The organism is Stenotrophomonas sp. GbtcB23, from assembly GCF_019091045.1.
In the GTDB taxonomy this organism is placed as follows: domain Bacteria; phylum Pseudomonadota; class Gammaproteobacteria; order Xanthomonadales; family Xanthomonadaceae; genus Stenotrophomonas; species Stenotrophomonas rhizophila_A.
This window is the reverse complement of the sequence record NZ_JAGXKC010000011.1, coordinates 66,348-92,558: the sequence shown is the minus strand read 5'-3', so window position 1 is coordinate 92,558 and position 26,211 is coordinate 66,348. Positions and strand designations below refer to the sequence as shown.

23 protein-coding genes are annotated in these 26,211 nt (G+C 67.1%); 9 read left to right on the top strand and 14 right to left on the bottom strand.

Going from position 1 to position 26,211, the window contains the following annotated elements; genetic code table 11:
• Positions 1-12: 12 nt before the first annotated feature.
• Both KVS69_RS06805 and KVS69_RS06800 read right to left on the bottom strand, forming a co-directional pair.
• Entirely contained in the window at positions 13-1,305 is a 1,293-nt protein-coding gene (locus KVS69_RS06805; RefSeq protein WP_217537566.1) for an efflux RND transporter periplasmic adaptor subunit, read from the bottom strand.
• Positions 1,305-1,964 carry a TetR/AcrR family transcriptional regulator gene (locus KVS69_RS06800; RefSeq protein ID WP_184127090.1) on the bottom strand — a complete coding sequence of 220 codons (660 nt, stop codon included), beginning with the start codon at positions 1,962-1,964 and terminating at the stop codon, positions 1,305-1,307. Before KVS69_RS06800 ends, KVS69_RS06805 begins: the two co-directional genes overlap by 1 nt.
• Before the next feature lie 171 nt (positions 1,965-2,135).
• On the opposite strand from KVS69_RS06800, the gene KVS69_RS06795 reads away from it, so the two are divergent.
• From KVS69_RS06795 to KVS69_RS06785, 3 genes are all read left to right on the top strand, one after another.
• Positions 2,136-7,112 (top strand): NAD-glutamate dehydrogenase domain-containing protein, encoded by a 4,977-nt coding sequence (locus KVS69_RS06795; RefSeq protein WP_217537565.1) that lies wholly within the window; start codon positions 2,136-2,138, stop codon positions 7,110-7,112.
• A gap of 317 nt (positions 7,113-7,429) precedes the next feature.
• Positions 7,430-8,203, top strand: coding sequence for an NAD kinase (locus tag KVS69_RS06790; protein ID WP_068852913.1), 774 nt, complete (start codon positions 7,430-7,432; stop codon positions 8,201-8,203).
• A 16-nt stretch (positions 8,204-8,219) separates the two neighbouring features.
• Positions 8,220-9,164 carry a 5'-nucleotidase gene (locus KVS69_RS06785; RefSeq protein ID WP_068852910.1) on the top strand — a complete coding sequence of 315 codons (945 nt, stop codon included), beginning with the start codon at positions 8,220-8,222 and terminating at the stop codon, positions 9,162-9,164.
• Positions 9,165-9,243: 79 nt separating this feature from the next.
• Here KVS69_RS06785 and KVS69_RS06780 read toward each other — a convergent pair whose 3' ends face one another.
• The 11 genes from KVS69_RS06780 to asnS form a co-directional block, all read right to left on the bottom strand.
• Positions 9,244-9,783, bottom strand: coding sequence for a DUF2939 domain-containing protein (locus tag KVS69_RS06780; protein WP_217537564.1), 540 nt, complete (start codon positions 9,781-9,783; stop codon positions 9,244-9,246).
• Between the two features lie 43 nt (positions 9,784-9,826).
• The gene (locus tag KVS69_RS06775) at positions 9,827-10,513 is read right to left on the bottom strand and encodes a DUF2461 domain-containing protein (RefSeq protein WP_095362739.1); all 687 of its coding nucleotides are present in this window, start codon (positions 10,511-10,513) and stop codon (positions 9,827-9,829) included.
• Positions 10,510-11,949 carry an exodeoxyribonuclease I gene (sbcB, locus tag KVS69_RS06770; protein WP_217537563.1) on the bottom strand — a complete coding sequence of 480 codons (1,440 nt, stop codon included), beginning with the start codon at positions 11,947-11,949 and terminating at the stop codon, positions 10,510-10,512. Before sbcB ends, KVS69_RS06775 begins: the two co-directional genes overlap by 4 nt.
• The gene (locus KVS69_RS06765) at positions 11,949-13,316 is read right to left on the bottom strand and encodes an NAD(P)/FAD-dependent oxidoreductase (protein WP_217537562.1); all 1,368 of its coding nucleotides are present in this window, start codon (positions 13,314-13,316) and stop codon (positions 11,949-11,951) included. The genes sbcB and KVS69_RS06765 overlap by 1 nt, the downstream gene beginning before the upstream one ends.
• A 32-nt stretch (positions 13,317-13,348) precedes the next feature.
• Positions 13,349-14,626: a kynureninase gene (kynU, locus tag KVS69_RS06760; protein WP_184127038.1), complete on the bottom strand. Its 1,278-nt coding sequence runs from the start codon at positions 14,624-14,626 to the stop codon at positions 13,349-13,351.
• 120 nt (positions 14,627-14,746) lie between these two features.
• The gene (locus KVS69_RS06755) at positions 14,747-15,259 is read right to left on the bottom strand and encodes a 3-hydroxyanthranilate 3,4-dioxygenase (protein WP_217537561.1); all 513 of its coding nucleotides are present in this window, start codon (positions 15,257-15,259) and stop codon (positions 14,747-14,749) included.
• Positions 15,260-15,283: 24 nt separating this feature from the next.
• Positions 15,284-15,946, bottom strand: coding sequence for a carbonate dehydratase (can, locus tag KVS69_RS06750; RefSeq protein WP_068852892.1), 663 nt, complete (start codon positions 15,944-15,946; stop codon positions 15,284-15,286).
• Complete coding sequence (locus KVS69_RS06745) at positions 15,946-16,575, bottom strand: FMN-binding negative transcriptional regulator (protein WP_217537560.1); 630 nt, start codon at positions 16,573-16,575, stop codon at positions 15,946-15,948. The genes can and KVS69_RS06745 overlap by 1 nt, the downstream gene beginning before the upstream one ends.
• A gap of 7 nt (positions 16,576-16,582) precedes the next feature.
• Positions 16,583-16,897 carry a hypothetical protein gene (locus KVS69_RS06740; RefSeq protein WP_068852887.1) on the bottom strand — a complete coding sequence of 105 codons (315 nt, stop codon included), beginning with the start codon at positions 16,895-16,897 and terminating at the stop codon, positions 16,583-16,585.
• On the bottom strand, positions 16,894-17,199 hold the full coding sequence (locus tag KVS69_RS06735) for a hypothetical protein (protein ID WP_217537559.1): 306 nt from the start codon (positions 17,197-17,199) through the stop codon (positions 16,894-16,896). Before KVS69_RS06735 ends, KVS69_RS06740 begins: the two co-directional genes overlap by 4 nt.
• Positions 17,200-17,221: 22 nt before the next feature.
• Complete coding sequence (asnS, locus tag KVS69_RS06730) at positions 17,222-18,616, bottom strand: asparagine--tRNA ligase (RefSeq protein ID WP_184127034.1); 1,395 nt, start codon at positions 18,614-18,616, stop codon at positions 17,222-17,224.
• A 129-nt stretch (positions 18,617-18,745) separates the two neighbouring features.
• On the opposite strand from asnS, the gene KVS69_RS06725 reads away from it, so the two are divergent.
• The 6 genes from KVS69_RS06725 (at position 18,746) to zipA (ending at position 25,003) form a co-directional block, all read left to right on the top strand.
• Positions 18,746-19,084 (top strand): iron-sulfur cluster assembly accessory protein, encoded by a 339-nt coding sequence (locus tag KVS69_RS06725; RefSeq protein ID WP_068852879.1) that lies wholly within the window; start codon positions 18,746-18,748, stop codon positions 19,082-19,084.
• Between the two features lie 165 nt (positions 19,085-19,249).
• Positions 19,250-19,687, top strand: coding sequence for a 30S ribosomal protein S6 (gene rpsF / locus KVS69_RS06720; RefSeq protein WP_068852876.1), 438 nt, complete (start codon positions 19,250-19,252; stop codon positions 19,685-19,687).
• Between the two features lie 11 nt (positions 19,688-19,698).
• Entirely contained in the window at positions 19,699-19,929 is a 231-nt protein-coding gene (rpsR, locus tag KVS69_RS06715; protein WP_002804494.1) for a 30S ribosomal protein S18, read from the top strand.
• A gap of 151 nt (positions 19,930-20,080) precedes the next feature.
• Complete coding sequence (rplI, locus tag KVS69_RS06710; RefSeq protein WP_184127032.1) at positions 20,081-20,530, top strand: 50S ribosomal protein L9; 450 nt, start codon at positions 20,081-20,083, stop codon at positions 20,528-20,530.
• Positions 20,531-20,721: 191 nt separating this feature from the next.
• On the top strand, positions 20,722-24,225 hold the full coding sequence (smc, locus tag KVS69_RS06705; protein ID WP_217537558.1) for a chromosome segregation protein SMC: 3,504 nt from the start codon (positions 20,722-20,724) through the stop codon (positions 24,223-24,225).
• Between the two features lie 43 nt (positions 24,226-24,268).
• The gene (gene zipA, locus KVS69_RS06700) at positions 24,269-25,003 is read left to right on the top strand and encodes a cell division protein ZipA (protein ID WP_068852868.1); all 735 of its coding nucleotides are present in this window, start codon (positions 24,269-24,271) and stop codon (positions 25,001-25,003) included.
• Between the two features lie 3 nt (positions 25,004-25,006).
• Here the strand turns inward: zipA and KVS69_RS06695 are convergent, their stop codons facing one another.
• Positions 25,007-26,128, bottom strand: a complete 1,122-nt coding sequence (locus KVS69_RS06695; RefSeq protein WP_217537557.1) for a pyridoxal phosphate-dependent aminotransferase — start codon at positions 26,126-26,128, stop codon at positions 25,007-25,009.
• Between the last annotated feature and the right edge of the window lie 83 nt (positions 26,129-26,211).

Genomic DNA, 26,211 nt, shown 5'->3' with positions numbered 1-26,211 from the left:
CGGAAGGTCCCGTTATTGCTTGGTCGGTTCGGCAGCCGGAGCGCCATCGGAGGGCTTGGCGGCCGGATCAGCGGCGGCATCGGCCGGCGCGGTGCCCGCGGCAGCGGGGGCGCCCGCAGCCGGAGTGGCACCCGCGGCCGGTGCAGCACCCGCAGGCGCTGCGCCAGGTCCGTTGGCGGCGGTCGGGGTCCACGGCTTGGCCGAGGCCGGCGAGCCTTCCTTGACCTTCTGCACGCCAGCCACGATCACCTGGTCGCCCGGTTCGATGCCGCTGGTGACCAGCCAGTTGCTGCCCTGCTGGCCTTCGGTGACCACGTTCTTGCGCACCACCTTGCCATCCTTGCCGACCACCATCACGAAGCCGCCGGTGGTGTCGCGCTGCAGGGCCTGCAGCGGGACGAGGAACGCATTTTTGCGCTCACCCAGTACGGCCTGGAAGCTGACGAAGGCGCCCGGCAGCAGGATCTGCTGCGGGTTGGGCAGTACTGCGCGCAGCGTCACCGCGCCGGTGGAGGGGTCGACCACGGCCGAGGAGTAATCCAGCGTGCCCGGCTGGTCGTACATCGTGCCGTCGGACAGCTTCACCTGCACGGTCGACTTGCCATCGCCGCTCAGCGACACCGCGCCGGCGGCCTGCGCACGGCGCAGCTGGGTCAGCTCGTCGGAGCTCATCGAGAAGTTGACGAACAGCGGGTCCAGTTGGTCCACGGTGGTCAGCAGGGTGATGTCGCCCTGGCCGACCAGCGCGCCTTCGGTGACCTGCTGCTTGCCGGCGCGGCCGGCGATGGGCGAGGTGACCTGGGCATAGCCGAGGTTGATCTTCGCGTTGGCCAGCGAGGCCTGCGCCTGCTGCACGGCAGCGGCGGCGGTGCGCTCGGTGGCTTCGGCGGCGTCCAGGTCGGATTTGGAGACGAACTGGTTGGGGGCCAGCGAGCGGGCGCGCGCGGCGGCGGCCTTGGCGTTGGCATAGGTGGCCTGGGCCGACGCGAGCTCAGCCTGCGATGCATTCAATGCGGCCTGCAGCGGCGCCGGGTCGATCAGGAACAGCACCTGGCCCTGTTTGACGTCCTGGCCTTCCTGGTAGACGCGCTTGAGCAGCACGCCCGGCACGCGGGCGCGCACGTCGGCGCTGCGGTACGGCGACAGGCGGCCCACCAGCTCACGCTGCAGCGGCAGCGTATCGGCCTTGGCTTCGATCACGCCCACTTCCGGCGGCGGGGGCGTCTGTTGTTCCGGCTTCTTGCAGGCGGTCAACGCAACGGCGACAGCGCACGTCAGGGCGAGGGTGCGGAGTGGGGCGATCATCAGGAGAAACTCCGGTGTTGGTTTGAATGCGGTAAGCGGATCGCCTCGGGCGCAGCGAACGCGCGCAGGAAACTGTCCACGGAAAATTCGGCCCACCGGCGCCGCTGTGACGCGTCGGCACGGTGGGGGGTGTGAAAGCGCTGCTTCTCGAAATCCTGTCCCGCGATCATGCTCAATAGCAGTTCGGCCATGAAGTGCGGGTCGTCATGGCGCAGAAGCCCCTCGTGGATGCGATGTTGGATCCATTCAGCAAGGTGAAACGTCAATGCTTCCGCCCCATCCCGATACAGGGAACGTGCCTCATCGGGAAAACGGGCCGCCTCTCCGGCGATCAGCCGGCGGGTCTGGACCACGTGCGGCTCGTTGAAGTGGTCCAGGTAGTCGAAGGCGAACTGCAGCAGGCAGCCGCGCAGGTCATCGCCTTCCAGTGCCCGAAGCCCGGCCGTGGCCCGGCACAGGTGCCGCTGCAGCACCCGGCGCAGCAGTTCCTGCTTGCTGCCGTAGCGGCTGTAGAGGGTCTGCTTGGAACATCCGGCCTGTTGGGCCACCGACTCCATGCTCAGCTGCATGCCCTGGGTGGCCATCAGATCGCGCACGGCATCGAACACGCGATGATCGCGCGCGTCCAGCGAGGCGGCGGCAGGAGAGGGGGAGTTCACGCGGTGGACTATACCGTCCAGTTCAGAATTGGAGAAGCGTTGTGTTCGGTACTGGCATGCGATGTAAACGCCACCCAACTGAAAAACCTTATTCCGTCCTGCAGCAAGGCCTTTTCATGCGGTAGGGCTACAATTTCATCTTTCCAACTGGGCAACACGCACCGCTCTGCCATGAATCCGCAAAAAACAGCAGCCAAGACCGTGAAAAAAACGACCAAACCAGCCGATACGCAGACTGTTTCACCAGTGGGCTTCTCGCTGGAACCGGTGTACACGGCCTTGCGCAAGCGTTACCCGGCGGCCGGGCAGGCCGAGGCAGTGGCGTTCGCCGCAGACTTCTACAAGCGCATGGAAGCGGACGAGTTCCCGCACCACACCGCGGAAGAATGGGCCGCACTGGCCGGCGACACCCTCGAATTCGCCCGCGTGCGCAAGGCCGGCAAGGCCAACGTGCGCGTGTTCAACCCGACCCTGAAGGCCAACGGCTGGGAATCTGCCCACACCGTGCTGCAGATCGTCAACGACGACATGCCGTTCCTGGTCGACACCGTGACCATGACCCTGGCCGAACATGGCGTGGGCGTGCACGTGCTGGGCCACCCGGTGATCCGTTTCACCCGCGACAAGGCCGGCAAGCTGTCGACCGTGGGCGAAGGCACCGCCGAATCGGTGATGCTGCTGGAAATCGACCGCCAGCCGGCCGACGCCATGGCCGATGTCGAACAGGCCATCGTCAAGGCGCTGGATGAAGTGCGCGCCATCGTCGGCGACTGGGAGGCGATGCGCAGCAAGGCGCTGGCCCTGGCCGACGACCTCGGCACCCGCCAGCTGCCGGTCGACGACGCCTCGCGCGCCGAAGCCCAGGCGTTCCTGCGCTGGGCCGCCGAAAACCACTTCACCTTCTTCGGTTACCGCGAATACCGCGTGGAGAAGCAGGGCAAGGAAGACGTGCTGGCGCCGTTGAACGACACCGGCCTGGGCCTGATGCGCGGCAAGGACAAGTCCGCTGCACGCCCGGTCAAGACCCTGGCCGCACAGGGCCTCAACGCCACCACCGGGTTGAAGGACGCGCTGATCCTGACCAAGACCAATGCGCGTTCGCGCGTGCACCGCGCCGGCTACATGGATTACATCGGCGTGCTGGAATTCGACGCCAAGGGCAGGATCATCGGCGAGCAGCGCTTCCTGGGCCTGTTCACCTCCAGCGCCTACAACCGCCGTCCGTGGGAAATCCCGCTGGTGCGCCAGCGCCACGAATACGTGATGAGCAAGTCGGGCCTGGCCCCGGCCAGCCACAGCGGCAAGGCACTGCGCCATATCCTGGAAACCCTGCCGCGCGAGGAGCTGTTCCAGTCCAGCGAGGAAGAGCTGTACCGCACCGCCATCGGCGTGCTGGGCCTGCAGGAGCGCGTGCGCAGCCGCCTGTTCCTGCGCCGTGACAAGTACAGCCGTTTCATCTCCGCGCTGGTGTACCTGCCGCGCGAGCGTTTCAACACCGACGTGCGCCTGCGCATCGAAGCGATGCTCAAGGACGCGCTGCAGGGCGAATACGTGGACAGCTCGGTGGTGCTGGGCGAATCGCCGCTGGCCCAGGTGCACCTGATCGTGCGCCCGAAGGCTGGCCAGACCCTGGAAGTGGATACCAGCGCACTGGAACAGAAGCTGGCCCAGGTGCTGCGCAACTGGCAGGACGACCTGCGCGAAGCGCTGGTGGCCCGCCATGGTGAAAGCGAAGGCCTGCGCATTGCCGCCCGCATCGGCAAGGCACTGCCGGCCGGTTACATCGAAGACTCGAGCACCGAGATCGCGGCCAACGACGTCAGCCAGCTCGACGCGCTGACCGGTCCGGACGACCTGCGCCTGAGCCTGCAGGCCGTGCACCGCGAAGAAGGCGATGGCCTGCGCCTGAAGCTGTACCGCCAGCTGGATGACATTCCGCTGTCGGACGCGCTGCCGATGATGGAAAACATGGGCCTGCGCGTGATCGCCGAGCGCCCGTACCGCCTGAGCGTGGACAACGCGCCGGTGTACGTGCAGGACTTCGAAGTGGAATCGCTGGCCGGCGCGATCGACGCTGCTGCCGCCGATGCCGCCTTCGGTGAAACCTTTGCCCGCGTCTGGCACGGCGATGCCGAGAACGACGGCTTCAACCGCCTGGTGCTGGCCGCTGGCCTGCATTGGCGCCAGGTTGCGATGCTGCGCGGTTACTGCAAGTACCTGCTGCAGACCGGCGTGCCGTTCTCGCAGGCCTACGTCGAAGCCACCTTCACCCGTTACCCGCTGCTGGCCCGCCTGCTGGTGGAGCTGTTCGAAGCCCGCTTCGACCCGGCCACCGGGCATGAGGACAAGGTCGCCATCGCCGATGGCCAGGCCGACCTGCGCGCGCACCTGACCGTGCTGGCCGGTGGCGACGAAGCCACCCTGAAGGTCATCAGTACCGTGGTCGATGCCCGCAAGGGTGACCGCAAGGCGCAGATGGACGCGGCGCGCGACGCGCTGGTCAAGCTGATGGACCGCGTCTCCAGCCTCGACGAAGACCGCATCCTGCGCAGCTTCATGGGCGTGATCGACGCCACCCTGCGCACCAGCTACTACCAGACCGATGCACAGGGCCGCCCGGGCCACGTGATCAGCTTCAAGTTCGATTCGGCGCTGGTGCCGGACCTGCCCAAGCCGCGCCCGTACCGCGAAATCTTCGTGTACGGCCCGCGCGTGGAAGGTACCCACCTGCGCTTCGGCGCGGTTGCCCGTGGCGGCCTGCGCTGGTCGGACCGTCGCGAAGACTTCCGCACCGAAGTGCTGGGCCTGGTCAAGGCGCAGATGGTCAAGAACACGGTGATCGTGCCGGTCGGTGCCAAGGGCGGCTTCTTCGCCAAGACCCCGCCGGCCAGCGGTGACCGCGATGCGGTGTTCGCCAACGGCGTGGCCTGCTACAAGCTGTTCATCCAGGGCCTGCTGGACATCACCGACAACATCGTCAACAACAAGATCGTGCCGCCGGTGGACGTGGTCCGCCACGACATGGACGACCCGTACCTGGTGGTGGCCGCCGACAAGGGCACCGCGACCTTCTCCGACATCGCCAACGGTTTGGCCATCGACCACGGCTTCTGGATGGGCGATGCATTTGCGTCCGGTGGTTCGGTTGGTTACGACCACAAGGGCATGGGCATCACCGCACGCGGTGCGTGGGAGTCGGTCAAGCGCCACTTCCGTGCGCTGGGCCGTGACAGCCAGACCCAGGACTTCACCACGGTCGGTGTCGGCGACATGTCCGGCGACGTGTTCGGCAACGGCATGCTGCTGTCGCGCCACATCCGCCTGGTTGCCGCGTTCGACCACCGCCACATCTTCCTGGACCCGAATCCGGATGCGGCCACCTCGTTCATCGAACGTGAGCGCATGTTCACCGTGCCGCGGTCGAGCTGGGCGGACTACGACACCAAGCTGATCAGCAAGGGTGGCGGCGTGTTCCCGCGTACCCTGAAGTCGATCGAGATCACCCCGCAGGTGCGTGAAGCGCTGGGCCTGGACGACAGCATCAAGGCGCTGTCGCCCAACGATCTGATGAGTGCCATCCTGAAGGCGCCGGTGGATCTGCTGTGGAATGGCGGCATCGGCACCTACGTCAAGGCCGCCACCGAACAGCACAGCGACGTGGGCGACCGCGCCAACAACGCGCTGCGCGTCAACGGTGGCGACCTGCGCTGCAAGGTGGTGGGCGAGGGCGGCAACCTGGGCATGACCCAGCTGGGCCGCATCGAAGCCGCCCAGGCGGGCGTGCTGCTCAACACCGACTTCATCGACAACTCGGCCGGCGTGGATACCTCCGACCACGAAGTCAACATCAAGATCCTGCTCAACGATGTGGTGCGGGCCAAGAAGCTGACCGTGGACGCACGCAACAAGCTGCTGGCGTCGATGACCGACGAAGTGGCCGACCTGGTCCTCAACGACAACTACCGCCAGAACCAGGCCCTGAGCCTGATGGAGCGGATGGCGGTCAAGCGCCTGGGTTCCAAGCAGCACTTCATCCGTACGCTGGAAAAGCAGGGGCTGCTGGATCGCCAGATCGAGTTCCTGCCGACCGATGCCGAGCTCTCGGCACGCAAGGCGCGTGGCCAGGGCCTGACCCGTCCGGAGCTGTCGGTGCTGCTGTCGTATTCCAAGCTGGTGGCGTTCCAGCAGCTGCTGGAATCGGACATCCCGGAAGACCCGTACCTGTCCAAGGAACTGCTGCGTTACTTCCCGACGCCGCTGCAGAAGAAGTATGCCGATGCGATGGAGCGTCACCGCCTGAAGCGCGAGATCATCGCCACGGCCGTGACCAACCAGACCATCAACCGCATGGGCGCCACGTTCCTGATGCGCATGCAGGAAGACACCGGCCGCACCATCGCCGAGGTCGCCAAGGCCTACACCATCAGCCGCGAAACGCTGGATGCACGTGCCCTGTGGGCGCAGATCGATGCGCTGGACGGCACCCTGCCGGAGTCGGTGCAGATCGATGCGCTGGAAGTGATCTGGAAGCTGCAGCGTTCGTTCGTGCGCTGGCTGCTGTTCCGCCCCGGCGCGATGCCGGGCATCACCGAGGCGGTGAACCGCTACCAGGCCCCGTTCAACGACATCCGTGTCGCCTCGGGCGTGCTGCCGGACGCACAGCGCCCGGCGTACGAAGCCAGCGTGCAGGAGTGGAAGGAGAAGGGCCTGCCGCCGGCACTGGCGCAGCAGCTGTCCGAGCTGCAGTTCCTGGAACCGGCGTTCGACATCATCGAACTGGCGCGTACCCGCAAGCTCAAGCCGGTGGATGTGTCCAAGGTCCACTTCCGCCTGGGCGACGCGCTGCAGCTGCCGTGGCTGTTCGAGCAGATCGACGCGCTGGAGGTCAACGGCCGCTGGCACGCCGTGGCCCGTGGCGTGCTGCGCGACGAGCTGGCCGCCCACCACCGCAACCTGGCCGCCCAGGTGCTGTCGATGAAGGGGGGCAGTGCCGAAGCCAAGGTTGCGGCTTGGATCGGCCGTGACGACAGCAGCCTGCGCTTCACCCTGTCGATGCTGCAGGAGCTGGCCGAGCAGAAGACGCTCGACTACCCGACGGTCTCGGTGGCGGTACAGCGCCTGGGCCAGCTGGCAGCCCACGGCGCGTAACCTGCGCTGATGCGTGAAAGAAAAAGGCCCCGCCATTGGCGGGGCCTTTTTGTTGGCGCTTCGATCCGGTTTGAACGTCGGGACGTTTGTTGCGGGCTTGGGTATCCGGGTTCGGAGGCTTGGGCCGCGCTGCGCGCGGTGTCCGGCCAACGGCCGGGGCTACGAATTGCTGAGGGCCCATGGGGATCTGGATAAATCCACGTGGGCTCCGGACGCGTTTCGGTAGCGCCGGCCGTTGGCCGGCCCTGGGAACGCCGAAGGCGGCCGATCACCTGCACGAACCGGTATGCTTCGCGGGTATCTCCGGTGGATCTTTTATGACCGACACCCCCCGCATCGCGTTCCTTGCCAGCAACACCGAGGCGGCCCAGTCGGCCCGCGCGGCCGCGGTGGCACGCTATGGCGACCACGCGCCGGACGCTGCCGAGGTGCTGTGTCCCCTGGGCGGCGACGGTTTCATGCTGCAGACCCTGCACCGGCATGGGCATCTTGGCCTGCCGGTGTTTGGCATGAAGCTGGGCACCGTGGGCTTCCTGATGAACCAGTACAGGGCCGAGGACGACATCCAGGCGCGCATCGCCCGTGCCGAGCCGGCCAACCTGCGCCCGCTGGAAATGCTGGCGCTGACCGAATCGGGCACCACCACCGGCTCGCTGGCCTATAACGACGTGTCGCTGCTGCGCCAGACCCGCCAGGCCGCGCACATCGGGGTCGACCTCAACGGCCAGGAGCGGGTGGCCGAGCTGATCGGCGATGGGGTGCTGGTGGCGACCCCGGCCGGCAGCACCGCCTACAATTACTCCGCACACGGCCCGATCCTGCCGCTGGGCTCGCACACCATCGCACTGACCCCGCTGGCGCCGTACCGGCCGCGGCGCTGGCGTGGCGCGATCCTGAAGGCCGATACCGAGGTGCGCTTCCGCGTACTCGACCCCTACAAGCGCCCGGTCAGCGTGACCGCCGATTCGCACGAGACCCGCGACGTGGTCGAAGTGACCATCCGCGAGTCGCGCGAGCGCCGGGTGACCCTGCTGTTCGATCCGGAACACAACCTGGAAGACCGGATCCTCAGCGAACAGTTCATGTTTTGAAGGATTTTTGACCGCCATGGGCGACAACACCCCCCGTTTGCTGACCGTTGCCGTGACCTCGCGCGCGCTGTTCGACCTGGAAGAGGGTCACGCGCTGTTCGAGGCCGAAGGCGTGGACGCCTATGCCGAGTACCAGCGCAAGCACGAGGACGATGTGCTGCGCCCCGGCGTGGCCTTCCCGGTGGTGCGCAAGCTGCTGGCGCTCAACCAGGGCCAGTCGCCGGAATCGCCGCGGGTGGAGGTCATCCTGCTGTCGCGCAATTCCGCCGATACCGGTCTCCGCATCTTCAATTCCATCCAGCATTACGACCTGGGCATCATCCGCGCCACCTTCACCGCCGGCGAGCCGACCTGGCCGTACGTGAAGCCGTTCGGGACCGATCTGTTCCTGTCGGCCAACCCGGAATCGGTGCGGCGTGCGCTGCGGCATGGCATCGCCGCGGCCACGATCCTGCCCAAGCCGCACGGCGAGACCCTGGCGGCGGCCGAACCGGTCGACATGAGCCAGCCGCTGGGCCAGCTGCGCATCGCCTTCGATGGTGACGCGGTGATCTTCGGCGATGAAAGCGAGCGCATCTCGCGCGAGCAGGGCGTGGAAGCGTTTGGCCGGCACGAGCGCGAAAACGCCCGCGAGCCGCTCAGTGGCGGTCCGTTCCGCAACTTCCTGTCGGCGCTGCACACCCTGCAGGCGGTGTTCCCGTCGGGCGAGGATGCGCCGATCCGGACCGCGCTGGTCACCGCGCGCTCGGCCCCGGCCCATGAGCGGGTGATCCGTACGTTGCGCGAATGGGGCGTGCGCCTGGACGAAGCGCTGTTCCTGGGCGGCCGCCACAAGGGCCCGTTCCTGGAAGCGTTCGGCGCAGACATCTTCTTCGACGATTCGCAGCACAACATCGACAGCGCGCGCCAGCACCTCAGCGTCGCCGCCGGCCATGTACCCCACGGCGTGGCCAACGATTGACGGCGGTCACGACCAACGGTCGTGACCTACCGGTCGGGCGGATACATGGGTAGGTCACGACCGTTGGTCGTGACACCGACTAATCGAGCGGCAGCTCGATATTGACCAATTTCCAGCGCAACCCCTGCCGCTGCAGCACGAACACCACCGGCGCGCCCTGCGCCGTATGGGTGGTGGCGGTGAACCGTGACGTGGACTCGAACCGGTGCGTAGCGCCCTCCAGCGGCCGCGCCGCCCGCGGCGCCGCGTAGGCGTCATTGCTCTCCAGGTCATTGCTGGCCCGCTTCCACAGCGTATGGCCTTCCATCAGCGCGCCGATCCCGGTCGGCGTGACCATCGCATCCACTGCCGTGCCGCTCAGCTTCTGCCCGGCGGTGAGCAGCAGCGCGCCGACCAGGTTGGACTGCACGTCCGGCCCGGCCCGGCGCACCACGTAATCGTCCAGCTGCGCGCGCAGGTTGGCGCGCAGCATCGGGAAGTCCACGTAGCGGTCCAGCTGGGAGGTATCGCGCTGCTCGATCGCCCCGGCCAGCCCGCGCAGGGTCAGATACGGACCGCTGACCAGCCAGCCTGCCAGCAGCACCACGACCAGCCCCAGCAGCAGAAGCAGCTTTTTCATGCCGCCACCTTGCCGAAGCCCACGTCAAGGCGGGGTAGAGTGCTCAAAACTCCAGATCCAGCGCCGCGCACAGATAATCGACAAACGGCCCCAACGCCACCAGATCCTTCGCCAGCGTCTGCCGCAGCTTCGGCCCGGTCATGGTCGCATCATCCAGCGAGCGCCAGAACACCCAGTTGCGATGCTTCAGGTCGTCGATGAACTCGAAATCCGGCTCGAACCCACGCGGTGCCCGCACCAGCTTCTCGCTTTCCTCGAAATCGAACTTCTTCCGCAGCGCCGGCGCATGCGCCGCCGCCTTCCACGCGCCGGGGTTGTCCACGATGAAATGGCGCACCTTGCGCTGGGTGGCCGGCTCGGGATGCCACAGGCCAGCGCCAACGAAGCACCCGCCCGGTTGCAGGTGGATGTAGAACGACGGCGCCGGTACCTGCTTGCGCCGCTCATGGAACAGCCGCGCGCCCTGCCAGGTCTTGTACGGCGACTTGTCGTTGGAGAACCGCGCATCACGGTAGATGCGGAACAGCGAGCCGCCCACGCCGCGCGGGTCGGCGCGGAAGTGCCCGCTCACCGCCGCCAGGTCCGGCTGCAGGTCGCTGATCAGCTGCAGGAACGGCTGGCGCACGTGCTCTTCGTACTTCGGCTTGTGCGCGTTGAACCAGGTCTTGTCGTTGTTGCGCGCCAGCCCGCGCAGGAAGGTGAAGCTGGCGGGAGTGAAATAGGTGCTCACAGGCTCTGCTCCAGATCGGTGCCCCAGTCGCGCAGGTGCTGCAACAGGGCAAGTTTGGCCGGGTCGGCGGCATGCTCCAGCGCCAGCGTGTCCAGCTGCGCGCGGAAGTCGGGCAGGGTCTGCTCGCCCAGCCCGGCATCGCCGAGCAGGCGCTGCCGCCGGTAGTCGTTCCAGCGCCCGCGTTCGCCGGCATCCAGCGTCTGCGGGTGGTTGCGCGCGCGGTAGCGGAACAGCAGCTCCGGCATGCGCGGGTCTTTCAGCCGCTCGGCGAAACCGGCCAGCTCGGCCGGCGGGCTGGTGCGCAGGCGGGACATCAGCGCCTTGTCGCCGTCGGCCAGGAAGCCGTCGTACAGCGAGGCATCCACATCGCTCACCGTGGCCACGCGCTCGCCGCCGTACACCTGCCGCACCTTCTCGACCAGCGCCGGGCCGGCCTCGCGCACGCGTGCGGCATTGGCGTCCACCGTGGCCGCGTCGATGCCCAGCCGGGCATGGTCGGCCGGGCGCAGGTGGTTCCAGGCCACCAGCGCGGGCACTTTGTTCAAGTGCACTTCCTTGAGCGGTACGCGCTGTTCGCCCTCGGCCAGGTCGGCGGCGCGCGTGTACAGGCGCGCGGCCAGCGTTTCGGCCGGCAGGGTCAGCAACCCATCGATGTCGCCTTCCAGGTCCAGCGCGATGACCCGGTTGTTGATGTACGGGTGGCGCGCGATCGGCATCACCGGCGCGGCGCACATGCGCTGGGCCGGGTAGCGCATGGAGATGTGCAGCACCGGCTGCATCGCGTCCACGTCAAGCAGGCTGCCGACGAAGCGCTTGTCGCGCAGCTTCAGGGCGTAATCCCACAGCCGGGGTTGGGCCTGCTTGAAGAGACGCGCCATGCCGATGGTGGCGTGCACGTCGGACAGTGCCTCGTGCGCGTCGCCCTGGCGCACGTCGTTGGCCAGCGCCAGGTGCTCAAGCTTGAACGAGGTCGCGCCATCCTCGCGCTGCGGCCAGGCGATGCCGTCCGGGCGCAGCGCGTGCACCAGCCGCAGCATGTCCAGCAGGTCCCAGCGTGAGTTGCCGTTGCGCCACTCGCGTTCGTAGGGATCGAAGAAATTGCGGAACAGGCCGTGGCGCACGAACTCGTCGTCGAAGCGCAGCGTGTTGTAGCCCAGCGTGCAGGTGCCCGGGCGCGCCATCAGGTCGTTGATCCGCGAAAACGCCTCGGCTTCGCTGACCCCTTCGGCCAGCGCATGCTGCGGGGTGATGCCGGTGATCAGCGTGGCAATCGGCGAGGGCAGCAGGTCGTCGGCCGGCTTCACGTAGAAGCTCACTGGCGCGTCGATCATGTTCAGGTCGGCGTCGGTGCGGATCGCTGCGAACTGCGCCACGCGGGTGCGGCGCGGGTCCTGGCCGAAGGTTTCCAGGTCGTAGAACAGGAAGCTGTCGGCCATCAGTGCGCGCCCTCCAGCACGGTCAGCTGTTCGTGGACCACGCGTTCCAGCGCGGCCCAGTCGATGTGCTCCAGGCTGTCGTGGCCGGCGGTGGCCGTTTCCAGGATGCGCCGCTGCAGCTCGGTGCGTTCCAGCGCCACCGCGTACGGCGTGTGCAGGAAGGTCACCATGGTGTAGTGCGGCACGAAGCGGGTGGGCCAGCGCGCCTGCAGCTGCTGCTCCAGCTCGCGCTGCAGCAGGAAGGCCGGGTCGGCCACGCGGTCGCGCATTTCCAGGTAGTTTTCCAGCGCCATCTGCTGGATCGCTTCGGCGTTGGGCTTGCGCTCGGCCTCGAAGGCGGCGAAGGCCTGGGTCAGCGAATCCTGCTCCAGCAGGTGGCGGGCCAGCGCAACGCAGTCCTCGAACGCGCAGTTCATGCCCTGGCCGTGGAACGGCACCATGGCGTGGGCAGCATCGCCGAGCAGCACCGCACGGCCCTGCAGGTGCCACTGGCGCAGGTGCAGGGTGCCGAGCAGGCCGGGCGGGTGTTCTTCCCAATCGCGGCGCAGGTTTGGAATCAGCGCCAGCGCATCGGGAAAATCGCGCGCGAACAACGCCTCGGCTTCGGCGCCGCTGTTGGTGGTGGCGAAGCTGGGGTTGCCTTCGTTGGGCAGGAACAGGGTGACGGTGAAGGTGCCTTCGTCATTGGGCAGCGCGATGCACATGTAGTTGCCGCGCGGCCAGATGTGCAGGGCATTGGCCTCGATCCGGAAGCCGCCGTCGTCGGTGGGCGGGATTTCCAGCTCCTTGTAGGAGTGGTCGAGGAACTCGATGCGCTCGTCCAGCGGGTGCTTGCGGTTCATGGCCGCGCGCAGCGCCGAACCGGCGCCGTCGGCGCCGATCAGCGTATCGAAGCGGATGTCGTGTGGATGGTCGTTGCGGTCATCAATGAAGCGTGCGTAGCCGGCATCGAAATCCACGGTGTGCAGGCGGCGGTGGAAGTGCACCTGCGCCCCCGCATCTTCGGCCAGCTGCAGCAGGGTGGTGTTGAGGTCCTTGCGGTGGATGGACCAGATCACTTCGCTGTCGTCGCGGCCATAGCGCTGCAGCTGCGGCGCGCCCTCGCGCGGGTGCACCATGCGGCCGCGCATCATCACCGCCTTGGCCATCACCGCGTCTTCGACCCCGGCCTGGCGCAGCGCGTTGCGGCCGCGTTCGGCCAGGGCCAGGTTGATCGAGCGGCCGGACTCGTAATCGGCGATGCGCGGATCGCCGCGGCGTTCGTAAAGGGTGATCCGCCAGCCCTGGCGGGACAGCAGGATGGCCAGCAGGGAGCCGGCCAGGCCTGCGCCGATGATGCTCAGGGAGCGATGGGGGGTAGCGATCAAGGCGGTTCCGCGCAGGGGTGGTGGAGGGCGGCTTACAGGCCGGCCCAGGATTCCACTTCCTCGACGAAGTGGTGCAGGTCAAGGTAGCGGTTGTACAACGGGGTGGGCGAGATGCGGATCACATCGGGTTCGCGCCAGTCGCCCAGCACGCCCACGGTCTGCAGGTACTCGAACAGGTTGCGGCCGCGTTCACGGCCGGCCACCACCCGCAGCGACAGCTGGCAGCCACGGCGTTCCGGCTCGCTGGGGGTAAGTACTTCAAGCACGCCGGGCAGGCGGGCGCGGACCAGCGCATCAAGCAGGCCGGTGAGCTGCAGCGACTTGTCGCGAAGGGCCTGGATGCCGCCGGCCTTGTCGATCACGTCAAGCGCGGCCCGCAGCGGGGCCAGGCCCAGCACCGGCGGGTTGCTCAGCTGCCAGCCTTCGGCGCCCACCGCCGGCACGAACTGCGGGGCCATCTTGAAGCGGGTGGCTTCCTCATGCCCCCACCAGCCGGCGAAGCGCGGCAGGCTGGTGTCGCGGTGGTGGCGTTCGTGCACGAAGCAGCCGGCCACGGCACCGGGGCCGCTGTTGAGGTACTTGTAATGGCACCACACGGCGAAGTCCGGCGCGATGTCGTGCAGCTGCAGCGGCACGTTGCCGACCGAGTGGGCCAGGTCGAAGCCGACCCGGGCGCCCTGCAGGCGGGCCATGCGGGTGATCGCATCCAGGTCGAATACCTGGCCGCTGCGGTACTGGACCCCGGGCCACAGCACCAGCGCCAGGCGCGGGCCGTGCTCGGTGATGGCGCGTTCGATGGCCTGCAGCGAGATGGTGCCGTTGGGCTCATCCGGCTGGACTTCGACCAGGTCGGTGGCCGGGTCGAAGCCGTGGAAGCGGAGCTGCGATTCCACCGCGTGGCGGTCGGTCGGGAAGGCGCCGGCTTCCATCAGGATCACCGGGCGTTCGGCGCTGGGCCGGTAGAAGCTGACCATCATCAGGTGCAGGTTCACGCTCAGCGTGTTCATGGCGACCACTTCGCTGGGCAGGGCGCCCACTACCTGGGCCAGCTGCCGATTGACCAGGCGGTGGTAGCCCAGCCACTGAGTCTCGCCGGTGAAGTGGCCTTCCACGGCGAGCGCGCCCCATTTGTCCATGACCTCCTGCACCGCCGCCTTGGCCCCGCGCGGCTGCAGGCCCAGCGAATTACCCACGAAGTAGGTCTGGTCGCGGTGGTTGTGCTGGGGAAAGACGAATTCAGCACGCAGCGCGCGCAGCGGGTCGGCGGCGTCCAGGGCGGTGGCATGGGTGCGGCTGAGGAGCTCGGACATTGGACGATAGATGTTGTCTGTGAAAGCACAGTTTATCTATCTGTTTGACCTATGGGATGAATCCGACATAGGGGCCGAAAACGGCGTGGCATGGCGCCAGATAGCCGGTTTCGGTCCAAATCAGGTCGCCGGCAACGGATCCACATGCCCGCACGCGTCGCACGTGCGCAGCTCCAAGGATGTCTGGTATTCGGCAAACACCTTCGGCAGGTCGGTCTCGATGTTCTCGAGGGTGAAAAACACCTCGTACAGCTTGTGGTTGCAGCGCTCGCAGAACCACATCACGCCGTCGCGTTCGTGCGCCAGCCGCTTGCGCTCCACCACCAGGCCGACGCCGCCGGGCGGGCGGCGTGGCGAATGCGGCACCTTGCCCGGCAGCAGGAAGATCTCGCCGGCGCGGATCGGAATATCCCGCACCGCGCCGTCTTCCTGCACCTTCAGCAGCATCTCGCCTTCCAGCTGGTAGAACCACTCCGGGCCTTCGTCGTAATGGAAGTCGGTGCGGCTGTTCGGCCCGCCCACCACCATGATGATGAAGTCACCGTTCTCGATCATCTTGTTGCCCACCGGCGGCTTGAGCAGGTGGCGGTTCTCTTCGATCCAGCCCAGCAGGTTGATCGGGGGCGCAAGCATGGCGGTGGGTTCCTGCAGGAAGGGTCAGTCGCGTCGGCCGTGGCGCGGAACGTAGGAGAGGGCCTTTTCATAGGCCGGCTGCAGTTCCTCGGGACTGCCCACGTCGATGCCCATCTCGCGCACCCGGCCGTCCTTCAGGCTGTATACCCAGCCGTGCACCATCAGCTTCTGGCCGCGCGCCCAGGCGTCCTGCACGATGGTCGAGCGGCAGGCATTGACCACCTGCTCGATCACGTTGAGTTCGCACAGCCGCGCGTGCTTCAGTTCCGGCTCTTCGATCGCATCCATGATGGCAGCGTGCTTCTGTGCCACATCACCCACATGGCGCAGCCAGTTGTCGGCCAGGCCCACGCGGGTGTTGTTGAGGCTGGCATGCACGCCACCGCAGCCGTAATGGCCCACGATCAGGATGTGCTTCACCTTCAGCTGGTCCACCGCGTACTGGATCACGCTCAGGCAGTTCAGGTCGGTGTGCACCACCACGTTGGCCACATTGCGGTGCACGAATACCTCGCCCGGTGCCATGCCGATGATCTGGTTGGCCGGCACGCGCGAATCGGAACACCCGATCCACAGGTATTCCGGGTGCTGTTGCTTGGCCAGCTGGTGGAAGAACTCGGGGTCTTCCTTCTCGATCCGGTCGGCCCAGTCGCGGTTGTTCTGCAGCAGCTTGTGGATGTCTTTCATCAGTGCGGTACCTCAAGTTTCCAGCGCATCCACTGCGCCAGCTCATGCGAAGGAGGGGAATCGAGGGCCGACAGCGCGTCGATCACGCCGTGCTGGTTGGCCTGGGGATGGTTCTGGCTCAGTTTGAGCTTGATCTGCACCTGCTGGGCGCGGAAGCGGAAGCCGACGATGCCGGCCAGCATCCGCCGCTGGCGGGGCTCGATCGGCAGCAGGTCCCAGTCGCCGCCGACCTGCGCTTCGTACCTGGCGCTGAGCCGGTCCAGCATGTCGATCAGGGCGTCCGGATCGGTCACCGGTTCCAGCGTGCCGCGCAGTTCGGCGGCCGCGTAGTTCCAGGTCGGTACGCGGGCCATTGCCTCCTTGTCCGGATACCAGCCCGGCGACACGTAGCCGTGCGGGCCGTGCACCAGTACCAGCGCGGGTCCGGCGTGGCCGGCCTGCGGGTTCGGCCGGGCCCAGTGGCCTTCGATCAGGATGTCATCGCCGTCGCGCCGGTACACCACCGGCAGCAGGGTCACCTGCGGCAGGCCGTCGCTGCCGGTGGTGACCACGGTGACGAACGCATCGCGTTTCAGCAGGCGGTCCAGCCAGGCCAGGTCGGTCTCAACGAAGTCGGCCGGGATGAACATGGTCGGCTCAGGCGCGCGCGCCGAGGCTGACCACCATGTGGCCGCGCAGCGCGTCGTCGCTGTCGGCCTGGGGCGGGCTGACTTCGTGCAGGCTGAAGCCGCGGATCAGCGCGTCTTCCTCGTCCAGGCCATCAAACGCCACGAACTCGGCGTCGAACAGCTGCGACCGGGCAGTGTCCTCGCTGTCGTAGCTGAGGGTATTGCCGTCGCTGTCGAGTACTTCGGCGGTGCCGCCCGGGCGGACCCGCAGGCGTGCCCAGATCAGGGTGTTGCCCAGGCTGGCGAGGAACCACTGGTCGTGGTGGGCGGTGATGTCAGTCATGTCAGTACCATCGAAAGCAGCCAGAGCAGGGCGGCCATGCCCAGTCCGGCCAGCAGGGTGAGCAGCGACAGCCAGGCCGGCGTGGCCAGCCCCGAGAGCGAACGGTCGGGGGTGTCGCGGTAATCGCGGCCGAGCAGCCAGCGCAGCGCGTCCGGGCGCAGGAAGGCACTACTGCCGAAGCGGTCGGCCAGGGCAGGGTGGCGGTCGCGGATATGCACCAGCGTCAGCGGCCAGAAGATCACGAAGGCACTGAACCCGGCGATCGCCACGCCGACGAAGCACAGCGCGAAGAACAGGGTCATGGGCGTGCCTCCGTGGGAAGAATCAGAACTCGGCGCTGCCCGGTGCGCGCGGGTAGGGGATCGCATCGCGGATGTTGCCCAGCCCGCACACGTATACCACCAGGCGCTCGAAGCCCAGGCCGAAACCGGCGTGCGGCACCGAGCCGTAGCGGCGGAAATCGCGGTACCAGCCGTAGTGGGCCGGGTCCAGGCCGAACTGCGCCATGCGCGCGTCGAGCACGTCCAGGCGCTCTTCGCGCTGGCTGCCGCCGATGATCTCGCCGATGCCCGGGGCCAGCACGTCCATCGCGGCCACGGTCTTGCCGTCGTCGTTCAGGCGCATGTAGAAGGCCTTGATGTGCTCGGGGTAGTTGGTCACCACCACCGGGCGGCCGATGTGTTCCTCGGTCAGCCAGCGCTCGTGCTCGGTCTGCAGGTCCAGGCCCCATTCGACCGGGAAGTCGAACTTCCTGCCGGAGTTCTGCAGCAGCTTCACCGCTTCGCTGTAGTCGATCTGTTCGAACGGCGCGTTGATGAAGTCTTCCAGCTTTTTGATCGCGTTCTTGTCCACGCGCTCGGCCAGGAAGGCCAGGTCGTCGCCGCGCTCATCGAGCACCGCGCGGAACAGGTACTTCAGGAACTGCTCGGCCAGGCGCGCGTCTTCGGCCAGGTCGGCGAAGGCGATTTCCGGCTCGATCATCCAGAACTCCGCCAGGTGGCGGGTGGTGTTGGAGTTCTCGGCGCGGAAGGTCGGCCCGAAGGTGTACACCTTGCTCAGCGCCAGGCAGTAGGCCTCGACATTGAGCTGGCCGGACACGGTCAGGAAGGTTTCCTTGCCGAAGAAGTCGCGGCTGAAATCGACCTCGCCCTGCGCGGTGCGCGGCAGGTTCACCATGTCCAGCGTGGAGACGCGGAACATCTGCCCGGCGCCTTCGGCGTCGGAGGTGGTGATGATCGGGGTGCTGATCCAGTTGAACCCGTTCTGGTGGAAGAACCGGTGCACGGCCTGGGCCAGGCAGTTGCGGATGCGGGTGACCGCGCCGAACAGGTTGGTGCGCGGGCGCAGGTGGGCCACTTCGCGCAGGAACTCGGCGCTCATCGGCTTGGGCTGGATCGGATAGGTCAGCGGGTCTTCGACCAGGCCGACGATCTCGATGTCGCTGGCCTGGATCTCGAACGACTGGCCCTTGCCCTGGGATTTGACCAGGGTGCCGCGGGCGATGACCGAGCAGCCCGGGGTCAGCGCCTTCACCGCGTCGAAGTTGCCCAGGGTGTCATTGGCCACCACCTGGATGGGGGCGAAGCAGGAGCCATCGGTGACATTGACGAAGGCAAGCGCCGCAGACCCGCGCACCGTACGCACCCAGCCCCGTACTGTTGCCTCGCCGCCTTCCGGGATCTTCCCGGCAAGCGCATGTTCAACGCTGACCACCGTCATGACTTGAATCCTCTGTTGATCGACTCGATCTCTGAACGAGGAGTTTAACGGTTGCAGCGTTCTGCTTGCGAGGCATTTCTGACTGGGCCGTGGACCTATAATGTGCCCCATCTGCTGGAGTCGTCCGTCATGGCTGTCACCCTTACCCCTGTTGCCTTCACCCGTGTCGAAAAGTTCGTGGCCCAGACCCCGGGTGCCCTGGGCCTGCGCTTCGGCGTGACCCGCACCGGCTGTTCGGGCTGGGGCCACGTCACCGACCTGGCCCGCGACGAGCGCCCCGGCGACACCGTGTTCGAGCAGGAGGGGGTGCGGATCTACGTGGACGCCGACAGCCTGGCCCTGGTCGACGGCACCGAAATCGACTTCGGCAAGCAGGGGCTGAGCGAAACCTTCACGTTCAGGAACCCGAACGCCACTGCCGAATGTGGCTGCGGCGAAAGCTTCACCACCGAGGCCGACAAGGCCTGAATCCGGCCCCGGTGGCCCTGCGCCGCCGCCTGGCTTGCCCGGAACCGCTTCTGCTGCGATAATGCCCGGCTTCCTGCCTGATTCCTGGCAGGACCCTTGCTCCACCGCGTTCACCTGCGGGGGGCTGTCCGGCCCGAAAGGGCCACATCCGAAAGGTAAATACACATGAGTCGTCATTACGAAGTCGTGTTCATGGTCCACCCGGACCAGAGCGAGCAGGTTCCGGCCATGATCGAGCGCTACAAGGCGCTGGTCGAGAACGGCAACGGCACCATCCACCGTCTGGAAGACTGGGGCCGTCGTCAGCTGGCCTACCCGATCCAGAACCTGGTGAAGGCCCACTACGTCATGCTCAACATCGAAGTTGACCAGGCCGTGCTGAGCGAACTGACCGAAAGCTTCCGCTTCAACGACGCCGTGCTGCGCAACCTGGTCATCGTGCGCCCGGGCGCCGACACCGAGCAGTCGCTGATCATGAAGAGCAAGGACGAGAAGGGCGACAAGCCCGAGCGTGGTGAGCGTCGTCGTCGTGATGACGAAGAAGGCGAAACCACCCCCGCCGCTGACAACGATGCCGGCGACGACGCCGCTTCGGCCGCTTAAGGAGCACTGACATGTCCAAGTTCTTCCGTCGCCGCAAGTTCTGCAAGTTCACGGCCGAAGGTGTCAAGGAGATCGATTACAAGGATCTCAACACCCTGCGCCAGTACCTCACCGAGAACGGCAAGATCGTGCCGAGCCGCGTGACCGGTACCAAGTCGAAGTACCAGCGCCAGCTGGCAACGGCCGTCAAGCGCGCCCGTTTCCTGGCCCTGATTCCGTACACCGACAACCACGACGTCTGATGAAGGCCGGCGACCGCGGTCGCCGCTTTCGTAGTCCCCACCGCCCGCGCCGTTTGGCAGCGGGCGGTGCCGGGTCTACCGTTCGGATATTCGGACAGCCAAACGCTGCGGGGCCTGCCTCGCTAACGAATACATATATTGGAGCTGCACCATGAAGCTGATTCTCATCCAGAAGGTCACCAACCTCGGCGGCCTGGGCGACCAGGTTGAAGTGAAGCCGGGCTACGGCCGCAACTTCCTCGTCCCGACCGGCAAGGCCGTTCCGGCCACCGCCGCCAACGTGGCCGAGTTCGAGGCCAAGCGCGCCGAGTACCAGGCGAAGGCCGACTCGATCCTGGCCGAGGCCGAAGCCCGCAAGGCTGCGCTGGAAGGCAAGAGCGTCACCGTTGCCGCCAATGCATCGACCGAAGGCAAGCTGTTCGGTTCGGTTGGCCCGCGTGACATCGCCGAAGCCTTCACCAAGGCCGGCCTGCCGCTGGAAAAGAGCGAAGTCATCCTGGGCGAAGGCGCCTTCCGCAACGTGGGCGAGTACGAGGTGGTCATCCACCTGCACGCCGACGTCGAGACCACCGTCAAGGTGGTGGTGGAAGCCGAAGCCTGATCCCTGCCGCAAGGCTGGAATCGCTGAAACGGGCGCCCGCGAGGGTGCCCGTTTTTGTTTCCGGGCGGCTGACACCCGGTAGCGCCGACCGTTGGTCGGCCTCGGAAACTGCCCGCTCGCCCCTAACCGCCCGCAAAACACCCGCGCCGTTATACTCGGCCCATCGCGACTGTCCTAAAGCCAACCACGCCATGCGTCTGTCCACGATCAAGTTGTCCGGCTTCAAGTCCTTCGTAGACCCGACCACCCTGCATCTGCCCACCAACATGACCGGCGTGGTCGGGCCCAATGGTTGTGGCAAGTCCAACATCATCGATGCGGTGCGCTGGGTCATGGGCGAGAGCTCGGCCAGCCGCCTTCGTGGCGATTCGCTTACCGACGTGATCTTCTCCGGCTCGTCCGCGCGCAAGCCTGTGTCGCAGGCGACTGTCGAACTGATCTTCGACAATACCGACCACACCATCAGTGGCGAGTACGCCTCGTTCAACGAAATCTCGGTCAAGCGCACCGTCAGCCGCGATGGCAGCAGCAACTATTACCTCAACGGCACCAAGTGCCGCCGCCGCGACATCACCGACCTGTTCCTCGGGACCGGCCTGGGCCCGCGCAGTTACTCCATCATCGAACAGGGCATGATCAGCCAGATCATCGAAGCCCGCCCCGAAGACCTGCGCGTTTACCTGGAAGAAGCCGCCGGCATCTCCAAGTACAAGGAGCGCCGCAAGGAAACCGAGACCCGCATCCGCCACACCCGCGAGAACCTCGACCGCCTGGGCGACCTGCGCGAGGAAATCGGCAAGCAGCTCGAACACCTCAAGCGCCAGGCCCGCCAGGCCGAGCAGTACCAGGGCCTGCAGGAAGAGCGCCGGGTCAAGGATGCCGAGTGGAAGGCGCTCGAGTTCCGCAACCTCGATACCCGCCTCAGCGGCCTGCGCGAAGCGCTGTCCCAGGAAGAAACCCGGCTGCAGCAGTTCATCGCCGAACAGCGCGACGCCGAAGCCCGCATCGAAACCAGCCGCGTGCGCCGCGAAGAAGCCGCCGATGCCCTGAGCACCGCCCAGGCCGAGGTCTACCAGGTGGGCAGCACCCTGGCCCGGCTGGAACAGCAGATCCAGCACCAGCGCGAAATGTCCCAGCGCCTGCACAAGGCCCGCGACGAAACCCAGCAGGCGCTGGCCGAACTGGGCCAGCACATCAGCGGCGACGAAGCCCGGCTGATGGTTCTGCGCGAAGCGGTGGAGCTGGCCGAGCCGCAGCTGGAACAGCTGCAGGAAGAAAACGAGATCAAGCAGGAAGCCCTGCGCGACGCCGAGGCCAGACTGGCCGACTGGCAGGCGCGCTGGGAAGCACATACCCGCACGACCTCCGAAGCCTCGCGCGCCGGTGAAGTCGAGCGCACCCGCGTCGACTACCTTGACCGCCAGGTGCTCGAAGCCGATCGCCGCCGCGAAGCCCTCACTGGCGAGCGCACCGGGCTGGACCTGGACGCGCTGGCCGAAGTGTTCGAAGCGCTGCAGCTGCAGCACGAAACCCAGAAAGCCTCGCTGGACGGCCTCACCGAGCAGGTGGAAGCCCGCAAGGAAGCCGTGGCCGGCCTGCAGGAGCGCCAGCGCACCGGGCAGACCGAACTCGCCGAGATCCGCAAGCAGGCCCAGGCCGCGCGTGGCCGGCTGTCCTCGCTGGAAACCCTGCAGCAGGCCGCGCTCGGCCAGGAGCAGGGCGCGGCGGTGGCGTGGCTCAAGCAGCACGGGCTGGATTCGGGCGCGCGCGTCGGCGAACGCCTCACGGTGGAGAGCGGCTGGGAAAACGCCGTGGAAAGCGCGCTGGGGCAGCTGATCGAAGGCGTGCTGGTCGATGCACCGGAACAGCTGGTGGGCGCACTGGCCGAGCTGGGTGACGGGCGCATCGCGCTGGTCTCCGCCGACCAGAGCCCGCTGCAGGTCGCCCCGACCTCGCTGGCGGCCAAGGTGGAGGGCCCCACCGCCATCCGCCGCCTGCTGGCCCGCCTGCATGCCGCCGAAGACCTGGAACAGGCGCGTGCGCTGCAGGCCTCGCTGGGCGAGGGCGATTCGGTGATCACCCGGGGCGGCGAACGCCTGGGCGAAGGCTGGGTGCGCGTGTCGCGCTCGGGCGCGGCCAAGCAGGGCGCGCTGCTGCGCGAACGCGAGATCGTCAGCCTGCGCGAACAGATCGATACCCTGCAGGAACGCGAAGCCGAGCTGGAGAACCGCTTGGCCGAATTCCGTGACCAGCTGCTGGCCGGCGAACAACAGCGCGAAGACGCCCAGCGCCAGCTCTACGTTGCCCACCGCAGCGTGTCCGAACTGGGTGGCCAGCTGCAGAGCCAGCAGGGCAAGGTCGACGCCGCGCGTAACCGCATCGACCGCATCGAAGGCGAGCTCTCGCAGCTGCTGGAGACGTTGGACGCCAGCCGCGAACAGGTGCGCGAAGCGCGTGCGCGCCTGGATGAGGCGGTCAACAGCATGGGCGACCTGGAATCGGTCCGCCATGCGCTGGAAAGCGAGCGCCGCCAGCTCGGCGAAGCCCGCGACCGCGCCCGCGAAGCCGCGCGCAGCGTGCGCGAGAGTGCGCATTCGCTGGCCCTGACCCTTGAATCGCAGCGCACCCAGGTAGCCTCGCTGAGCCAGGCGCTGGAGCGCATGAGCACCCAGCGTGGCCAGCTTGACTCGCGCCTGGGCGAACTGCATTCCCAGCTCGACGACGGCGATTCGCCGGTGCTGACCCTGGAAGCCGAACACCAGAACGCCCTTGGCGAGCGCGTGCGTGCCGACCGCGTGCTGGGCGAAGCGCGCACGCTGCTGGAAGGCATCGACGCCGAACTGCGCACCTTCGAACAGACCCGCCACCAGCGCGACGAACAGGCCCTGGCGCAGCGCGAGCGCATTTCCCAGCGCAAGCTCGACCAGCAGGCGCTGGTGCTCAGCGCGGAACAGCTCACCGCTTCGGTCGAGAAGGCCGGGTTCGTGCTGCAGGATGTGATCAACACCCTGCCCGAAGATGCCCGCATCAGCGACTGGGAACAGACCGTGCACCAGATCGATGGCCGCATGCGCCGGCTCGAGCCGGTCAACCTGGCCGCCATCCAGGAGTACGGCGAGGCCTCGCAGCGTTCGGAGTACCTGGATGCGCAGAACACCGACCTGACCACCGCGCTGGAAACCCTGGAAGACGCCATCCGCAAGATCGACCGCGAGACCCGCGGTCGCTTCAAGGACACCTTCGACCGCGTCAACGCCGGGGTCCAGCAGCTGTATCCGCGCCTGTTTGGTGGCGGCCACGCGTACCTGGAACTGACCGGTGAAGACCTTCTCGACACGGGTGTGACCATCATGGCGCGCCCGCCTGGAAAGCGGGTGTCCAGCATCTCGCTGCTGTCCGGCGGCGAGAAGGCGATGACTGCGGTGGCGCTGGTATTTGCGATCTTCCAGCTCAACCCCGCGCCGTTCTGCCTGCTGGACGAAGTGGACGCGCCATTGGATGAAGCCAACGTGGGCCGCCTGGCCAACATGGTCAAGGAAATGAGCGAGAAGGTGCAGTTCCTCTTCGTGAGCCACAACAAGGCCACGATGGAGGCAGCGCACCAGCTCTCGGGCGTGACCATGCGCGAGCCGGGCGTCAGCCGCCTGGTCAGCGTGGACCTGGAAGAGGCGGCACGATTGGCGGGCGCGGCCTGACGTGCCATGCTTACCTGAACGTATTTAGCCGGAGACCCCTCGAATGTCCGACATGGCAATGCTCCGCATCGGCATCCTGGCCGCCGGCCTGCTGCTGATTGCTGCGATCTTCCTGTTTGGCCGGCCGCGTAAAAAATCGCAGGGCCGCCGCGTGGAAGGTGCCGACGGTGCTGCAGGCCAGCGCCGTGAACCGCTGCTGGGCGAACAGGAAGCGGGTGCCGCCGGCGCCGGCTTCACTGATGAGAACGGCGTAACCCAGGCCGAACTGGGCCTGCCCGAGGTGGATGCCAGCCCCGCCAGCGACCTGGGCAAGCGCGCCAGCCAGGATTTCGACAAGATCGTGTCCTTGTTCGTGGCCGCGCGCGCCGGCGAGATGCTGCGCGGCGAAGACATCGTGGTGGCCGCCGAAAAGACCGGCCTGGTGTTCGGTCACATGAACGTGTTCCACCGGCTGGTGGAAGGCCACCCCGAGCGCGGCCCGATCTTCTCCATGGCCAGCATCATGAAGCCGGGCAGTTTCGACATGGCCACCATCCGCGAGATGGAGACCCCGGCCATTGCCTTCTTCCTGACCCTGCCGGCGCCGATGACCGCACTGGATGCCTGGGAAAAGATGCTGCCGACGGTGGAGCGCATGGCCGAGCTGCTCGATGCGGTCGTGCTTGACGACAGCAAGGCCAGCCTCGGCCGCCAGCGCATCGCGCACATCCGTGACGAGCTGCGTGCCTACGACCGGCAGCACCAGGCGCCGCCACTGACCAAAGCCCCGCGCTGGTAACCGTCAACCTTTCAATCCAACTACCGCTGAGAATGCGTCGCGGAACGCGGCCATCTCCGCTTCGGTGCCCACGCTCACGCGGACAACCTGCGGCCAGATCGGCCAGCTGCGGCCGATCACCACGCCACGTTCGGCCATCGCCCTGGTGAATGCCGCGCCATCGCGCTGCACATCGACCATGAAGCAGTTGGCCTCTGTCGGCAGGCAGCGGAAACCGCGCTTCTGCAGCCATTCCACGGTGGCCTGCCGCACCCGTGTGTTCTGCTCGCGCCGCTGTTCCACCAGCCCAGGCTCACGCAGGCTCGCCAGCCCTGCCGCCAACGCCGTCACCGGCAGCGGGTTGTCGCCCAGGCTGGCCAGTTCGCGCAACCGGTCCGGATGCGCGGCGGCCACGCCCAGGCGCAACCCGGCCATGCCGTACAACTTGGAGAACGTGCGCAGCACGATCACGTCATCGCGCTGCATCACCTGCGCGATCACCGAGCGCTGCGCGCTGAACTGCAGGTAGGCCTCGTCCACCAGCAGGCGCGTCTGCACCGGCTTGTTCGCCAGCAACCAGGCAATGTCGTCGGCGGGCGTGATCGAGCCGGTGGGATTGTTGGGATTGCACAGGTACAGCAACCCGGCGTTGACCTGCCTGGCCGCATCCACCATCGCCCGCACATCGTGCGCACCATCGGGCCGCAGCGGCACCTTCACCACCGTGGCACCGCGCGCGGCGGCCAGGTCCCCCAGGCTTTCGAAGGTCGGGTCGGCCACTACCAGCCCGGCGCTGGGCGAGGTCCAGACCACGGCGGCGCGGTTCAACGGTTCGCTGGAGCCGGGAAACAGCCGCACGCGATCGGCAGCCAGGCCTTCCTGCTGCGCGAACGCATCGCGCAGCTCGCCCGCCAGGGCGAACAGGTAGCGCCCGCTGTCGGCCACGATCGCGCGCGCGGCGGCCTGCGCGGCAGGCGACGGACCGTACGGGCTTTCATTGAAGTTGAGCAGCACCGGGCCGGTACCTGCAGCGCGGGCGGGCAGGGCGACGCTGGAAACCGCAGGACCCAGGCCGATACCGGACAGGGCCAGGCCGGTACCGGCCAGCTGCAGGAAGGAACGGCGGGACGTGACGGTCGATGACATGGCGGGAACACCCAAGGCGGGACAATTCCGGCACGCTAGCGCCACGCGGCGGGGCCGGCAAGCCACTTCGGCGGTAGTGCGTC

What these genes read in the sequence shown, in the direction of transcription:
- zipA (WP_068852868.1), top strand. Translation starts at nt 24,269, where the DNA reads ATGTCCGACATGGCAATGCTCCGCATCGGCATCCTGGCCGCCGGCCTG.
- KVS69_RS06695 (WP_217537557.1), bottom strand. Translation starts at nt 26,128, where the DNA reads ATGTCATCGACCGTCACGTCCCGCCGTTCCTTCCTGCAGCTGGCCGGT.
- rplI (WP_184127032.1), top strand. Translation starts at nt 20,081, where the DNA reads ATGAAGCTGATTCTCATCCAGAAGGTCACCAACCTCGGCGGCCTGGGC.
- sbcB (WP_217537563.1), bottom strand. Translation starts at nt 11,949, where the DNA reads ATGGCCGACAGCTTCCTGTTCTACGACCTGGAAACCTTCGGCCAGGAC.
- KVS69_RS06755 (WP_217537561.1), bottom strand. Translation starts at nt 15,259, where the DNA reads ATGCTTGCGCCCCCGATCAACCTGCTGGGCTGGATCGAAGAGAACCGC.
- KVS69_RS06790 (WP_068852913.1), top strand. Translation starts at nt 7,430, where the DNA reads ATGACCGACACCCCCCGCATCGCGTTCCTTGCCAGCAACACCGAGGCG.
- KVS69_RS06795 (WP_217537565.1), top strand. Translation starts at nt 2,136, where the DNA reads ATGAATCCGCAAAAAACAGCAGCCAAGACCGTGAAAAAAACGACCAAA.
- KVS69_RS06740 (WP_068852887.1), bottom strand. Translation starts at nt 16,897, where the DNA reads ATGACTGACATCACCGCCCACCACGACCAGTGGTTCCTCGCCAGCCTG.
- KVS69_RS06780 (WP_217537564.1), bottom strand. Translation starts at nt 9,783, where the DNA reads ATGAAAAAGCTGCTTCTGCTGCTGGGGCTGGTCGTGGTGCTGCTGGCA.
- rpsR (WP_002804494.1), top strand. Translation starts at nt 19,699, where the DNA reads ATGTCCAAGTTCTTCCGTCGCCGCAAGTTCTGCAAGTTCACGGCCGAA.
- can (WP_068852892.1), bottom strand. Translation starts at nt 15,946, where the DNA reads ATGAAAGACATCCACAAGCTGCTGCAGAACAACCGCGACTGGGCCGAC.
- KVS69_RS06735 (WP_217537559.1), bottom strand. Translation starts at nt 17,199, where the DNA reads ATGACCCTGTTCTTCGCGCTGTGCTTCGTCGGCGTGGCGATCGCCGGG.
- smc (WP_217537558.1), top strand. Translation starts at nt 20,722, where the DNA reads ATGCGTCTGTCCACGATCAAGTTGTCCGGCTTCAAGTCCTTCGTAGAC.
- KVS69_RS06725 (WP_068852879.1), top strand. Translation starts at nt 18,746, where the DNA reads ATGGCTGTCACCCTTACCCCTGTTGCCTTCACCCGTGTCGAAAAGTTC.
- KVS69_RS06785 (WP_068852910.1), top strand. Translation starts at nt 8,220, where the DNA reads ATGGGCGACAACACCCCCCGTTTGCTGACCGTTGCCGTGACCTCGCGC.
- rpsF (WP_068852876.1), top strand. Translation starts at nt 19,250, where the DNA reads ATGAGTCGTCATTACGAAGTCGTGTTCATGGTCCACCCGGACCAGAGC.
- kynU (WP_184127038.1), bottom strand. Translation starts at nt 14,626, where the DNA reads ATGTCCGAGCTCCTCAGCCGCACCCATGCCACCGCCCTGGACGCCGCC.
- KVS69_RS06805 (WP_217537566.1), bottom strand. Translation starts at nt 1,305, where the DNA reads ATGATCGCCCCACTCCGCACCCTCGCCCTGACGTGCGCTGTCGCCGTT.
- asnS (WP_184127034.1), bottom strand. Translation starts at nt 18,616, where the DNA reads ATGACGGTGGTCAGCGTTGAACATGCGCTTGCCGGGAAGATCCCGGAA.
- KVS69_RS06745 (WP_217537560.1), bottom strand. Translation starts at nt 16,575, where the DNA reads ATGTTCATCCCGGCCGACTTCGTTGAGACCGACCTGGCCTGGCTGGAC.